17 protein-coding genes are annotated in these 13,499 nt (G+C 60.3%); 6 read left to right on the top strand and 11 right to left on the bottom strand.

Annotation, left to right across the window (positions count from 1 at the left end):
• Positions 1-151: 151 nt before the first annotated feature.
• Positions 152-631: a hypothetical protein gene (locus AC1DK3_RS05000; protein ID WP_477191168.1), complete on the bottom strand. Its 480-nt coding sequence runs from the start codon at positions 629-631 to the stop codon at positions 152-154.
• Between the two features lie 218 nt (positions 632-849).
• Here AC1DK3_RS05000 and AC1DK3_RS04995 point away from each other — a divergent pair, with 218 nt between their 5' ends.
• The gene (locus AC1DK3_RS04995; protein ID WP_477191167.1) at positions 850-1,572 is read left to right on the top strand and encodes a hypothetical protein; all 723 of its coding nucleotides are present in this window, start codon (positions 850-852) and stop codon (positions 1,570-1,572) included.
• A 102-nt stretch (positions 1,573-1,674) separates the two neighbouring features.
• Here the strand turns inward: AC1DK3_RS04995 and AC1DK3_RS04990 are convergent, their stop codons facing one another.
• From AC1DK3_RS04990 to AC1DK3_RS04960, 7 genes are all read right to left on the bottom strand, one after another.
• Positions 1,675-2,070 carry an SRPBCC family protein gene (locus tag AC1DK3_RS04990; RefSeq protein WP_477191166.1) on the bottom strand — a complete coding sequence of 132 codons (396 nt, stop codon included), beginning with the start codon at positions 2,068-2,070 and terminating at the stop codon, positions 1,675-1,677.
• A gap of 8 nt (positions 2,071-2,078) precedes the next feature.
• Complete coding sequence (locus tag AC1DK3_RS04985) at positions 2,079-3,269, bottom strand: NADH-quinone oxidoreductase subunit D (RefSeq protein ID WP_477191165.1); 1,191 nt, start codon at positions 3,267-3,269, stop codon at positions 2,079-2,081.
• Positions 3,270-3,272: 3 nt separating this feature from the next.
• Positions 3,273-3,722 (bottom strand): thioesterase family protein, encoded by a 450-nt coding sequence (locus AC1DK3_RS04980; RefSeq protein WP_477191164.1) that lies wholly within the window; start codon positions 3,720-3,722, stop codon positions 3,273-3,275.
• A gap of 11 nt (positions 3,723-3,733) precedes the next feature.
• The gene (locus AC1DK3_RS04975) at positions 3,734-4,033 is read right to left on the bottom strand and encodes a hypothetical protein (RefSeq protein WP_477191163.1); all 300 of its coding nucleotides are present in this window, start codon (positions 4,031-4,033) and stop codon (positions 3,734-3,736) included.
• 211 nt (positions 4,034-4,244) lie between these two features.
• A complete protein-coding gene (locus tag AC1DK3_RS04970; RefSeq protein WP_477191162.1) occupies positions 4,245-4,850 on the bottom strand; it encodes an NADH-quinone oxidoreductase subunit C in 606 nt (201 codons plus the stop codon).
• Between the two features lie 30 nt (positions 4,851-4,880).
• Positions 4,881-5,474, bottom strand: coding sequence for a NuoB/complex I 20 kDa subunit family protein (locus AC1DK3_RS04965; RefSeq protein ID WP_477191161.1), 594 nt, complete (start codon positions 5,472-5,474; stop codon positions 4,881-4,883).
• Positions 5,465-5,830, bottom strand: coding sequence for an NADH-quinone oxidoreductase subunit A (locus AC1DK3_RS04960; RefSeq protein ID WP_092867606.1), 366 nt, complete (start codon positions 5,828-5,830; stop codon positions 5,465-5,467). The genes AC1DK3_RS04965 and AC1DK3_RS04960 overlap by 10 nt, the downstream gene beginning before the upstream one ends.
• Before the next feature lie 835 nt (positions 5,831-6,665).
• Between AC1DK3_RS04960 and AC1DK3_RS04955 the strand changes: the two genes are divergently transcribed.
• On the top strand, positions 6,666-7,013 hold the full coding sequence (locus tag AC1DK3_RS04955) for a hypothetical protein (RefSeq protein WP_477191160.1): 348 nt from the start codon (positions 6,666-6,668) through the stop codon (positions 7,011-7,013).
• 104 nt (positions 7,014-7,117) lie between these two features.
• On the opposite strand, the gene AC1DK3_RS04950 is transcribed toward AC1DK3_RS04955, so the two are convergent.
• Positions 7,118-7,567, bottom strand: a complete 450-nt coding sequence (locus AC1DK3_RS04950) for a YaiI/YqxD family protein (RefSeq protein ID WP_477191159.1) — start codon at positions 7,565-7,567, stop codon at positions 7,118-7,120.
• Positions 7,568-7,859: 292 nt separating this feature from the next.
• On the opposite strand from AC1DK3_RS04950, the gene AC1DK3_RS04945 reads away from it, so the two are divergent.
• The gene (locus tag AC1DK3_RS04945) at positions 7,860-8,972 is read left to right on the top strand and encodes a DUF2778 domain-containing protein (RefSeq protein WP_477191158.1); all 1,113 of its coding nucleotides are present in this window, start codon (positions 7,860-7,862) and stop codon (positions 8,970-8,972) included.
• A gap of 30 nt (positions 8,973-9,002) precedes the next feature.
• Here the strand turns inward: AC1DK3_RS04945 and AC1DK3_RS04940 are convergent, their stop codons facing one another.
• Positions 9,003-9,869: an NmrA family NAD(P)-binding protein gene (locus AC1DK3_RS04940; RefSeq protein WP_477191157.1), complete on the bottom strand. Its 867-nt coding sequence runs from the start codon at positions 9,867-9,869 to the stop codon at positions 9,003-9,005.
• A 130-nt stretch (positions 9,870-9,999) separates the two neighbouring features.
• Between AC1DK3_RS04940 and AC1DK3_RS04935 the strand changes: the two genes are divergently transcribed.
• On the top strand, positions 10,000-10,899 hold the full coding sequence (locus tag AC1DK3_RS04935; RefSeq protein ID WP_477191156.1) for a LysR family transcriptional regulator: 900 nt from the start codon (positions 10,000-10,002) through the stop codon (positions 10,897-10,899).
• A gap of 228 nt (positions 10,900-11,127) precedes the next feature.
• On the opposite strand, the gene AC1DK3_RS04930 is transcribed toward AC1DK3_RS04935, so the two are convergent.
• Positions 11,128-11,901: a TorF family putative porin gene (locus AC1DK3_RS04930; protein WP_477191155.1), complete on the bottom strand. Its 774-nt coding sequence runs from the start codon at positions 11,899-11,901 to the stop codon at positions 11,128-11,130.
• 489 nt (positions 11,902-12,390) lie between these two features.
• On the opposite strand from AC1DK3_RS04930, the gene AC1DK3_RS04925 reads away from it, so the two are divergent.
• Positions 12,391-12,447, top strand: a complete 57-nt coding sequence (locus AC1DK3_RS04925; RefSeq protein WP_477192876.1) for a hypothetical protein — start codon at positions 12,391-12,393, stop codon at positions 12,445-12,447.
• 1 nt (position 12,448) lies between these two features.
• Complete coding sequence (locus tag AC1DK3_RS04920) at positions 12,449-13,303, top strand: MurR/RpiR family transcriptional regulator (RefSeq protein ID WP_477192875.1); 855 nt, start codon at positions 12,449-12,451, stop codon at positions 13,301-13,303.
• Positions 13,304-13,499: the final 196 nt, after the last annotated feature.

Raw genomic sequence — 13,499 nt, 5'->3', positions numbered from 1 at the left:
AGCAATGTCGACTCTCAGAGTGACATTAAACCCTCGGCCACCAACGCGGTCCAGTACGAGGAATGCCGCGCCAAAGCAAGCATTTGCCGATCCCTGTGAAGGAGCAAGCGCTGTTCGCAGTGGAGATTTAGGTGCGACGAAAAGCGCGAAGCTATGGAGCCGATTTCGGCGGCGGCGTTGGTGACGTCACCCCCGCATCCGGGTTGAGAATTCCGCGACGCTGAAGTGTTTCGGAGGGGCGCTCCATTGCCCACCGGCGTTCGGAAAAGCCGAGCGGCACGGCGAGCCAGCCGAGCAGCAGAAGAAACGTAGCGATAGGCGCGAGAAACAGCGCAAGCTGCGAGCCGACGCGGAGAAAACCGGTCCAAAGACTGGCGAACAGTAAACCCAGCGCAATGATCATCCAGCCGCCGTCGTCGGCGCCGCGTGCCGTCGCAAACAGCAAACCGGCGAACAGGCCACCAAGCCCGATCAGAACCGGAATGAACGGCAGATCGGCTTGCAGCGCGCCCATCGGCCAGCTCCGCGAACGGGCGAAAAGCCTATAGGTCGCAAGGCTCAAGCCCCAGCCGACGGCGGCAACTGCGAGCAGAAACAAGTTGTCGACCATCGGCGCAGCACCGGGAAGCATACTCGGTTCCTTTGATTTGACGCTCGGCCTCGACCGCAATCTGCCAGGGCTTCGTGGCAAGCGCCAGCGCGTTTCGCGGCCAGTCCGTCCTGCCGTTACCGGCCTCCGGACTTCGACGACGACGGGCCGAAACATCCGCGCACAGATTGGCAACGGGTTCACCACGCGTGCGCCGTTATGGAGTGTCACCGACCCAAAAACTGAAGGGGGACAGCCGCTTGCAAGCCGATATCACTGTCGTCGCGACCCGCCGGCCCGAACTTCTACGGCAGATGATCGCGAGCTTTTCGAAGAACGTCTTTCCGAAGTTGGAAATTGGCCACGTCTACGCCAACGTAGACCCAGCATTCGGATCCAACGACGATCAGGCGGAAGCTGTCCATATCATCCGGCAGCGTTTCCCTACGGCGACGGTGTTCGAGCCCGAGACTCCGGGCTTCGCAGCAGCAGTGGTCCGCGTCTGGGCCGCGACCAGCTCCCCTTTCGTGCTGCATGTGGAAGAAGATTGGCTCGCCATCAAAGATGCGGGAGATTTCTCCGCTCCCTTCGCGGGCCATCCGAAGCTCGCGCAGGTCGTCCTGTCGATGCCCTTCCAAGAAAAGCGGTCGGGGATACGGCGCAAGTTCCAATCCCGAAGGTTTATCGGTCTGACGGCCCCATTCACGCGCAAACCGTGCAACCATATCGGCACGTCGCCCGGCCTTTTTCGTGGCTCATTCTGCCGCGAGGCGGCCCGAATGATGGACCCGGCACTTGATCCCGAAAAGCAGTTTTGCGGCGGCCACAACCCGCCGCTCGAGCGATACGCGAGAGGGTTCGACAGCTTCATTCATTCGCCCGACGGCGACTACGTTCTCGCCGATCTCGGCCGCGATTGGATGAAATCGCACGGCCGCCGGAAACAGATCGTCAACGGCGTCGTGACTTGGCCTGAAATATAAGAGCGCGCCCGCGCCGGGAGTGATCCGAAGCGCTCGCCAGCGCATTTCGCGGCAACTCGTCCTGCCGTTACCGGCCTTCGGACTTTACCTTCAGTGCTTCGTTCATGGCCCGAAATCCGCGCTCCGTGGCGTCCAGACACCACCGAAGAAAGGGATAAGCAGCCCTGAAAACTGTTCCGAATGCTCGAAGCGGGTGTTCGATCCTTCCGCGCTGAGGGCGAACCGATGCACACCGACAAAGAGACCTGGAATTGGGAGCGATCCGCGCCAGGAGAAAACCCGCTCGGGCTCGACCTCGACGACAATAGGCCGAAACGTCTGCGCTGTGAGCCCTGGGGGCTCGATGCCGACCTCAAGCCTTGCACCCGTTCGCTGTTCACCCTTGATGGTGCGGATGAACGGGTTCCAGGCGGGGTAGCCGCCGAAATCCATCAACACGGACCAGACCCGCGAAGCCGGCGCCGCGATCAAAATCGATGTCTCGATCGCGCGGGCCATGGGCGTTTTCAGCGATCGATTTCGCCGAAGACGATGTCGAGGGATCCGAGGATCGCGGAGACGTCCGCCAACATGTGGCCGCGGTTGATGAAATCCATCGCGGCGAGATGGGGGAACCCGGGAGCGCGGATCTTGCAGCGATAGGGCTTGTTCGAGCCATCCGACACGAGATAGACGCCGAACTCGCCTTTCGGCGCTTCGACCGCAGCGTAGACTTCGCCGGGCGGCACGTGGAAGCCTTCGGTGTAGAGCTTGAAGTGGTGGATCAGCGCTTCCATCGAGCGCTTCATCTCACTGCGCTTCGGCGGCACGACTTTCTTGTTGTCGGCGACGTGCGGGCCCTGACCGCGCGCGGATTTCAGAAGCTCGCAGCACTGCTTCATGATCTTGGTCGATTCCCGCATCTCCTGCATCCGGATGAGGTAGCGGTCGTAGCAGTCGCCGTTCTTGCCGATCGGAATATCGAAATCGAGATCGGCGTAGCATTCGTAGGGCTGCGATTTGCGCAGGTCCCAGGCGGCGCCGGAGCCGCGGACCATGACGCCCGAAAAGCCCCACGCGAACGCTTCATCCAACGAGACGACGCCGATATCGACGTTGCGCTGCTTGAAGATGCGGTTTTCCGTCAACAGCGCGTCGATGTCGTCGATGACTTTGTAAAACGGGTCACACCAGGCGTAGATATCGTCGACCAACTGCTCCGGCAGGTCCTGGTGGACGCCGCCCATGCGGAAGTATTTGGCGTGCATGCGCGAGCCTGAGGCGCGCTCGTAGAAGACCATCAGCTTTTCGCGTTCTTCGAAACCCCAGAGCGGCGGGGTCAACGCTCCGACGTCCATGGCTTGCGTCGTAACGTTCAAGAGATGCGACAGCAAACGGCCGATTTCGGAGTAGAGCACGCGGATCAGCTGGCCGCGGTAGGGGACTTCAAGCCCCAGCAGCTTTTCTGCAGCAAGGCAGAACGAGTGCTCCTGATTCATCGGGGCAACGTAATCGAGACGATCGAAGTAGCCGATCGCCTGCATGTACGTTTTGTGCTCGATAAGCTTCTCGGTGCCGCGGTGAAGAAGGCCGATATGCGGATCGACGCGCTCCACGACCTCGCCGTCGAGTTCGAGAACGAGGCGAAGCACTCCGTGCGCCGCCGGGTGCTGCGGCCCGAAGTTGATGTTGAAGTTGCGGATTTCAGTCTCGGCCATGGTTCAAACGGTCCCGCGGGTAATCGGTGCAAGTCTGGCGAGCTTCGCCTTGTCGTTCACTCGCTGCTCGAACTTATCCCAGTTGACGACGATACGCTGATGCTCGCCCTCGCCGATTAAATCAATCCCATCATGCGCTTTGACATGAAAGAAAAGGCGGCGCCCTGCGACCTTCGTGCACTCGGCGTCGACGGTTACCGTTTGTCCGGGAACTGTGGCGGCTGCGTGCGAAACGTTGACGTGAACGCCAAGCGAACCCTCTCCGTCGTCGAGATGCGGCGTTATGATATGCAGGCAAGTCCATTCCATTAGCCCGACCATGAAGCCCGTAGCAAAGACGGTCGGCATCAGCTGAAATTCGTGCGCCTCGGGATAGAGATGCGGCACGGTCTTGGTCGCCGGCACACGATAGGAAAATTGCGTTCGGGCACCAGCGTGAAGCGTGTCTTTCACGGCCTCAGTCCTTACAGCCGGTCTTTAAGGTTGCGGATCGTAATATAGAGGCTTGAAGCGGTGCCCGCGACGGCAAAGAGACCGAAGAAAAAGCTCCAGAAATGCGGCTCCGTCGTGCGGCCGAACCAGGGATAGAGCAATTCTGCGGCACCCGAGACAATGATGACGCCGGCCGGAATGAAGATCGTTCCATAGGGCAAATACCGGCAGACGATGCCCAGCGCCAAGCCGGCGACCGCACGCGGCCAATCCAGAATGAAGGCTCCGACCATGAGAACTGTCGCGATTGCGACGCTGACCTCGAATTGCATTGCGATCCTGGCCCCCCGAACAAATTAGAATTCCCGGCCGGCGCACTATTGAACGGCGGCGCCCCGGCGGGAAGCGAAGGTCGCGCTGAACCCATTGCACTCAAGGCCGATTCCCTCGTCGAATCTTCCCCCTCGAACCACAGCCAGCGAACGCCGGGCATACCGCTGCCAGGAAAACGGGTTCAGAGGCCGTGCGCAGGCTTACGACAACTCACGATTTCGGGCCGGCTTTCTCGTCGCCCGGCAGGACGTGGCTCGGGCTCTCCCAAGGGCTCTCGAAATCGAAATCCCGAAATTCCTGCGTCAGCTTCACCGGCTCGTAGACGACGCGTTTCTTTTCGTCGTCGTAGCGCACTTCGACGTAGCCGGTGAGCGGGAAATCCTTCCGCAAAGGATGGCCCTGGAAGCCGTAGTCGGTCAGGATGCGGCGAAGATCGGGGTGGCCCGTGAAGCGGATGCCGTAGAGGTCGTAGGCTTCCCGCTCGTACCAATTGGCCGCCGGAAATACGCCGTTGACGCTTGCGACGGGCGTCGCCTCGTCGGTCGAAATCTTGACCCGCAGCCGCTGATTGAGGCGCATCGACAGCAGATGGTAGACGACGTCGAACCGTTCGGCGCGTTCGGGATAGTCGACGCCGCAGATGTCGATCAGGACTTCAAACTGGCATTTCGGATCGTCGCGAAGCTTCGTCAGAACTTCGACGATGTTCTCGCGGGCGACGGTGATCGTGAGCTCGTCATAGGAGACGCTGGCCTGTCGTAGGGCTCCGCCCGCGATCGCCTTCGCGGTGTCCTGCAGCGCGGTTAACTCCGTCATCTAGCGGCGATCTCCAAGATTCAGCTCGACTTAGCGCTCGATCGTGCCGGTGCGGCGTATTTTCCGCTGCAGCAACAGAATTCCGTAAAGGAGCGCCTCGGCGGTCGGCGGGCATCCCGGGACATAGACGTCGACCGGCACGATGCGATCGCAACCGCGTACGACAGCGTAGGAATAATGATAGTAGCCGCCGCCGTTGGCGCAGCTTCCCATCGAGATGACGTAGCGAGGCTCCGGCATCTGGTCGTAGACCTTGCGGAGCGCCGGGGCCATCTTGTTCGTCAACGTGCCGGCGACAATCATGACGTCCGACTGCCGCGGCGACGCGCGGGGGGCGAAGCCAAATCGCTCGACGTCATAACGCGGCATCGAAGTGTGCATCATCTCGACCGCGCAGCAGGCAAGGCCGAACGTCATCCACATCAGCGAGCCCGTCCGGGCCCAGGTGATCAGATCGTCGACGCTCGTGACGAGAAAGCCCTTATCGGCAAGTTCGTTCGAAACGTCAGTAAAGAAGGGGTCGGCGGCGGGCGATACCAGGCCTGGCGAGCCTTCCTGAGCGCGGTCGAAGACGCGATCGAAGAGAAGGCCACCCGGACGCTCGTCCTTGAGGATCAATCCCATTCCAGCGCGCCCTTCTTCCATTCATAGATGAAGCCGATGGTCAGCACGCCCAGAAACACCATCATCGACCAGAAGCCGAATACGCCGATTTCCCTGAACGCGGCGGCCCATGGAAAGAGAAATGCGATCTCGAGATCGAAGATGATGAAGAGAATCGACACGAGATAGAACCGCACATCGAATTTCATGCGCGCATCGTCGAAGGCGTTGAAGCCGCACTCGTAGGCGGACACCTTCTCCGGATCTGGGTTCCGAACCGCGACCAGAAACGGTGCAACCATCAGGGCGCCGCCGATAAACAGCGCGACGCCGATGAAAATCGCGATCGGAAGGTATTGGGAGGTAAGATCCATCATCGCCGTCAATCCGCTAGCGTGGGAGAGTCCGAGCGCTTTCGCAGCTATGGGGGTGTTAACCTACGGCGTTCTAAGGCGCAACTCCCCACCCGCTCCTCTCCATTTGAAGACTATGGGAAGCGCAAGAGCCAACTTTTAGTCCCAGAGCTTAGCACCCGAGCCTGACGGCAATCTGTCACACGGTGGGCGTTCGCTGTGCCGGTGCCCTCGCGGGGGCAATTGCCAGATGGGCGGCAGTTCGAATTCCGGCCGGCGCGCCATGCTCATCGCAAAGACGCATCAAGTCGGCCTGGTACTCGGGCGCTCCATCTCGGTTTTCTGGAAGAGGCGTGCCAAATGCGATTTGGCGGTCGAGAGCGCGATCGCGCTCGAATCGGCTGCTTCCTTCTGGGACACGCCCCCCAACGAGCGCCGTTAACAGTCTGCGCTTCGCGGGGTGAACCCAGCGCAAAGTTTCCACCGAGTCTTTGGGCTGGACCGCGCAGTCGTATAACGCGTCGACGAGTTCGAATCGGCGTCGCGACGTTTGCCCGAATGAAGACTGCAACGCGCGCGGACAATACCGCAGTGAGAGCGGATCAATCCAAACGGCGAGCCTCATTCAACGCGATAAGCGGCGCTATTCTCTTGCAGGGATCATTCGAATTCGGGTGCGATATTCGAATGCGCGTCGATAAATGTTTGGTTGACCGCTTCTCCGAATGCCGTCGCGGAATACCACTGCTTTGAGCAATAGCCTTAATACGGATCAACTCCGTCAACTCGACGTCGCTCGTTCAGCAACCATTCACGGGAGGTAGCGTTTTTTAGATCTACTTCTGCAGGGAGCATTTTCATGAGAAATCTGATTTATGCACTTCCCGTGCTCGCCTTGGCGGCCTTTACGCCTCACGCGTCGAAAGCGGCGGATCTCGGCGGGGATTGCTGCGAAGGACGTCCGGCTGTTGTCCAAGGTCCGCCGGTCTATCGAGACTATTACGAAAATGAACCCGTTTATTACGGCCGTCCTTATTACGGTCCCGCCTATTACGGTCCGCGATATTATCGGCCATTTCCCTATTACGCTGGATACTATCCCTACCGATGGGGACCTGGACCACGGTGGTACGGCCATCGCGGCGGCTGGGGCGGATGGCGCGGCGGGTACGGGCACCGGTTCGGCGGTCATCGCGGCTGGCGGTGACGGACGCTCAAGAATTCGTCTGAACGAAAGCGCGACTGGAGAAATTCCCTGTGTTCACTCCGTGCCGCGTGGGCGGCACGGAGAATGTCAGCGAATGAGGACGCTCATCCCCTCCTCTTCCCTGCCTGGATTGCATTTTCCAGCGCCTGCAAAAAAAGCGACCGGTCGCGCGGCGTGAACGAGGGATTGAAGCCGCGACTTTCGCCGGTTTCGCGCAAGTGGCGCTGCATCTCCCGCATCGCGACCGCCATACCGATGTTCGCGTCGCTGAATGCCTTGCCCGTCGGCCCGATGCATTGCGCCCCTGCTTTGAGACAACGGGCGGCGAGCAGAATATCCGCGGTTATGGCGATGTCGGACGGACCGATGCGCTCGGCAATCCAATCGTCAGCGGCGTCGGGGCCTTCTTCGACAACGACGAGTTTGACCAGCGGGCTCGCGTCAATCCGAATCCAACTGTTCGACACCATATGCACGGGGAGGTCGTGCCGCGTGGCGACGCGCACCACTTCTGCTTTCACCGGGCAGGCGTCCGCGTCGACGTAGATTTGCATCGTGCATCATCTTTCCAAGCACCGCGGCGCTCGACGCGCGCGCGGGATCGTTTTATTCACGAGCTGAGCTTAAGCGAGCCGTAAATCGCGAACCGGTGAGGAAATGGTCAGATCCATCGGGGCGGCCTCTCTCTTGCCCAGACTTTCGGGGTACGAGTGAGCTATGGACCATCTCTGCTTTGCCGAGAACCAAGGGATGTACATGCCGTGCCGTCGCACATCTCAGTCCTGGGGTGAGCGAGGTCGCAGATTCCATTCGACATCCCGGTGCCGAGCTTATTCTAGAATGCCCATGGATCGCATCAAAGCGGCACTGCTCGCAGCCCTCACCGGCCTCCTGCTGATGTCGAATTACAGCCACGCGCAGCAACCGGTGAAAGCCGACGCGAAAGCTGCAGCGGGCGCGGCGGCGGGTCAGATCGCCGACTTCTTCAGCGAGGTCGGCGATCAAATCTACGAAGACTGCATCTTCGAATTATCGCAGGAACAGATTGAAGTTCAGCAGGCGCTGATCCTCGCCTACATCAAGGCAGGGGCCGAGAGTTCGGTTGCCCGACGCTTAGCGGTGAAACAGATTCAGCCGCCGAAAGTCTCTGCCAAATGCGAGCAAATCCGGCACCTGCCGAAGGTCGTCGCGCCGGCGGTTCCCGATTTTCAGCCCCCGGTCATCCAGAAGCCGACGGTCGCCGCCGTACCGCCGTCAAAAGCGCTGCCTCCGCCTGTCGTCGTTGCGAACAAGAAAACCCTGCCGCAATGGGACTGCGCGCCGGGCGTCGATTACGTGACCATCCAGCTCAACGGCTATCCGCGAAAGCTGACGGGGGGCGAAATCTGCAATCCCTTCGATGACGTGGTCCACGAAGTTCCGCCGAACGTTCAGCGCTTCCGCCTTGGCTATACGATCCGGACCGGCCGGCTTTTCATTATTTCCGATGACCCGGGCGCACGTGGGCAAACCATCACCTGGGCGATTTCCGGTAGAGACGTGTGCAGGAACAATCCGGATCCCGACTGCCTCGCGACGCGCGCGGTCGGACCGCTGCCGCCGGGGGAGTATTCCTTCGGCTCGGATAAGGGCCCGCGCATTACGTGGGGTCCGAAGACCAAGCGGAACGTTGCCGGGATTTACCTGACCAAGCTCTCGAACAGAGACAAGTTCACCCCCCAGCAGACCGCTGCAATCCTGGCGCGCGGAAACATTGCGATTCACGAACGGCTCAAGGGCGAGATGTCGGAAGCGTGTCTCGGGCTCGAGCCGAAGGGCTGGGCCTACGTCGCATCGCTGATCAAGGAGACGCGGGCAACAGGCGTCAGCGTCTATATCGACGAACCCTATCCGAAGGTCGCTGAAAACCCGCCCATCGTCGTCGCCTCTTCTTTCTCACTTACGTCGCTGTTCAAGTGAGACGACATCGGGCCGTTAAGGGACGACTCGTTACTGCGCCGCTTCGACCAAGCCCTTCAGCACGGCTTCGAGACCGGTCGCGCCCTTTACGCGCGTATCGGCTGCGCCTTCGAATTCGATCCATCCCTCGTTGAAGCCGTCGAGCATTTGGATGCGCGGGATTGGATCTTTCATGCCTTGGGATTTGAACAGCGCGCCCCACGTGTCGCGCGGCACGACTACCGCTTTTATCGGATGACCGAGGATCTTCGCGAGCGCCGCCGCCACTTCGTTGGGCGTGTAACGCTTCGCCGCTTCGAGTTCGACCACCCGCTTGCCGTCGTAGTCTGCCTGAATGAGTTCTGCCGCCAAGCGGCCGATGTCGGCCGTCGCTATCATGGGAAAGGCTTTATCGAGCGGCTGGAGGAAAGACGCGATGACGCCGCTGTCACGCGCGGATGCGACGTCCCATGAATAATTTTCCATGAACCAAGCGGGACGCAAGAACGTCACCGGCATCGGTAGACGTCTAAGCTCCTGCTCCATCAGCGTTCGCTGCGTGAGGAGGTTGGGCTGCGCCGCCTGTGCGCCGATCGTCGAAAGGCATACGACATGGCGGGGGCGCGATTTTTCGAGGGCCGCTTTTACCGCCCCTATGACGGCCCGCGCCTCGGGAAAGCCGGGTGATGGATCGAATTCGCTTGGCGGCAAGACAAAGACGCCGTCCACGCCCTTAAAGGCTTCGGCAAGGGCCTCGGCATCCTGCATATCCGCGACCGCGATCTCGCAGCCTTGCGATGCCCATGGTTCGCTCTTCGTCGCATTCCGAATGACGGCGCGGACGGGCTGGCCCGCGTCCAGCAATGAGCGGGCGAGCGCTCCCCCGACTTGGCCCGTTATTCCCGTGATTGCGTACATTGCTGTCTCCTGAGCCGTTTCTCCTCGATCGAACTCGATCGTGGCGGCCACAATTTCGCATCGCGTCGAAGTTGACTGAAGTGCGCTTACATCCACATATTGATGACTGAATATCAACTATGGGCTGGCCATGGCTTTCGATGGGCGTCTGCTTTCCGGCGTGACGGTTCTTTCCGCGGTTATCGAGGGCGGCAGCTTCGTGCGTGCCGCGGACGCGCTCGGCATCACGACGTCCGGGGTAAGCCGCGCGATTTCGCGGCTGGAGGAACGGCTCGGCGCGCGCCTTCTCGACCGGACGACACGTTCGGTTTCACTGACCGATGAGGGTCGGCGTTTCTACGAGAGGGTGAAGCCAAGCCTCGCCGACATCGAGGATGCGGCAACGATCGCTTCGGGCGCCGCCAATATCGTGCGCGGGCGATTACGGGTGAATATCGATCCCGTCGTTTCGCAGCTCATCTTGCCGGGGCGGCTCGGCAAATTCCTGGAACACTATCCGGAACTCTCGCTCGACTGTGTGACGCGCGAACAGGTCGGCGATCTCGTGAGCGACGGCATCGACGTTGCGGTGCGATTCGGTGAGCCTCCGACTTCATCACTCATCATCCGCAAGCTCGCGGACCTGCGGATCGTCGCCGTCGCCGCGCCGAGCTACTTGAAGCGCCAGGGGCGTCCGGAACATCCGAACGATCTAGCTGGACACGCGTGTATCGATTTGCGCGATCCGCTGACGCGGCGGCCCTACGCGTGGGAATTCCACAAGGGCCACAAGGTTCTGCCGGTGAAGACCAAGAGCCGGCTGCTATTGAGCGATGCCGGAACCATGCTCACGGAGACATTGGCCGGCACCGGGATCGCTCAGATTTTCGAAGTGGTCGCCAGGGATCCGATCAAGAGCGGCAAGCTCGTCGAACTCTTTCCCGCGTGGGCCGACGAGCGATTCCCGCTCTATGCCTACTACCCTTCGCGGCACCATCCAGCAGCGAAGGTTCGCGCGTTCGTCGATTTCATTCTAGCCGCGGTGCGCTGAGCGAGGCGCGAGCGGTGCGGTGCTTGTCCGATAAATCCGCGATCTCTCGCTCTCCAACGTGACGCCGTCAGCCGAGCGAGTCGCGGCTAGTACGGGCGGTTTCTCCGCCCGATAGCGCCGCACAAACGAAAGCCGCCGCACGGGGGTGTGCAGCGGCTATTCAGCTGGGCGTTGAGAGAGATCAAACTCCAGCGTCCTCGACCGCGTGAGAGCGCGGCCGAAAGTTAGTTACGGAAGGAGGTTTACGCCTGCCGAAAACACGAAGCGAGAATCCGAAAGACCAGTGTCGAGAGCGCCCGCGCCGATGTCGGTATCCGAGTAGCGGAAGTCCATGAAGTACTTGTCGACGTTGACCTTAACGCCGGCGTTCCAATACGTGTAGGACTGCACACCATTCCAGTAACCGGAACCCGCGGCACCGTTATAAAATGCGTTGTTGCCCGCGTCCGTGTGGCCGATCAGGGCCGTGAACTGCGGAGCGAAGACGTTGAACTTCGGAAGGTCGTAGGCAATGGTGCCTTCATACGAGATGTTGCTGGTAGCAGCAGCGCCCTGGTCCGGCGTCAGCCAGATGTTCGCACCCACCGTCAGCCCCTCGCGAAGCGTGGTCGTCGCGCCGATCTTGAATTCGAAATAGTCGGTCAGATGCGTATAATGCGTGGGACCGTACATGTAGTACAGCGCCTGCAGATCCCAGCTGACCGGGCCGGTAGTAGGACGGATACCGACATAGATATCCTGCTCCCATGGGCCGTACGTCGGACCGTTGTTCAGGGTCGACGTCCACGCCGCCGCATAGAGCATGCCGTAGCTGACTTCCTGATAAACGTTAGCCGTCGGACTGTTGTCCGTGAATGAGATGCCGCGGAACAAGTAATCCGAAGAGCCCGTGATCGTCAGCGCGTAGCCGAACTGTCTCTCTTCTGCGGAAGCTACGTTGGCGGAGGCAAACAATGCCAAAGCCGCTGCACAAACCCCACCCGTGACTTTACGTCCGAACATCTAAATCCCCTATTCTGCAGAGGAAGCGGCCCCGCGCCCTCTGTCCCCGAATTCACCCATCGCCCCGGACTGCGTATCGCTTTGGCGACTCGCCCCAGACCCGGCATACTTTTTTGTAATGGTACGGGTGTGCCATTCAATCAAATAGTACGAATGTGCGTTGCACTCGGTACAGAGTGTGACGCCTCTGCAACAAAGCAGGATCTTTTGCCTAAATACCGTTCGATTTGCCCGCGCTCAGGGCCCAAAAGCAGGTCGCTTTGAGGGTTGGGAGCGCCGTGGGGAACGGCGCCGCAGATGGGGGTTTGCGTGGAGACGGGCTTGATGGCCGCGTCCCAATATGTTCGACTGTATACTGATTATTAGCGACTCGGGGGTCGCCTCCGATAACGTTCGGCAGCTCTTTTATTGCCCGTCAGGGCCGTCACTTGGTTTGCGCGACAGCCTCTTATTTCGAGCGGCTTGGAATTAGCACCCGTTTATTTCGCCATGAGAACAAATGGATCAGTCATTTACTCGACCAGAAGACGCCACTGGGGTCCTTGACCTGCTGGCAAAAAGCCTTGGTGCCCTGACGCCGGAACTGAGGAAAGCTGCCACGCACGTTCTGGAGCACTCCAACCTCATCAGTGTCAGCTCCATTCGCGAGATGGCCGAGCAGGCGAACGTGAAGCCAAACACCCTCGTGAGGATGGCCCGGGCCATTGGCTTCGAAGGATACGAAGATTTCCGCAAGCCATTCCGCGAAAAGGTCATCAAGGGCCAGGACGATTTCCCCGACCGGGTCCGCTGGCTTCAATCCCTCGCCCAAGACGGCAAGCTCGCGGGGCTTTATTCCGAGATCGCCACAGCCTCGATCGCCAACATCGAACGGCAGTTTTCGGGGACGACATCAGTCGCCATCAAGGCCGCGGCAGACGATATCGTCCATGCGCCAACGACCTACGTTCTGGGTACGGGGATGGCCAATTCGATTGCCGCGTATTTCGCCTTCATCGCGAGCCTGGCCATCGGTAAAGTCACAGCCATCCCGCGTGACGGCCTGCTACCCACAGATGGTCTGGCACGGGCGGCGACGAGCGACGTCCTCCTTGCCATGGCATTCAAGCCCTATCAGCACGAAGTCATCGACGCCGTGGAGTTGGCGGTTTCGCGGGGCATTACGGTCATCGGCATTTCGGACAGCCCTGCCTCCCCCATTCTGACGGGGGCGGGTCACCGCTTTGTCGTTCCGATGATTACGACGCAATTCTTCGCATCGAGCGTTGCACTGATGTCCCTTCTTGAAACGATCATTGCGTTCGTGATCGCTGCAACGAGCCCGGAAGCCGTCAAATCGATCGAGGTGCTCCAACAGCACCGGCAGGAACTCCATCGCTATTTGAGCGACGGCGACCGCTGATCGATTGTCAACGTCGCCGGCCGCCAATGCGCACGTGAGGTCCGACCGACGGCAGTCCGCCCAGGCCGTGCGTGCGGCCTCGCACGTAGTTCTAAGATTTCGCGTAGCGGGATGGTCTGGGGCGGCTCCAACGAAGGGCTCGCCAAGATTGAAGCGCCATCTCCATTCAGAAAACACAACAGCTTGAAAACCGTTG

This window comes from Hyphomicrobium sp. 01T421, assembly GCF_056398805.1.
The sequence above is the reverse complement of the archived record's forward strand: the minus strand, read 5'-3'. Positions and strand labels throughout refer to the sequence as shown.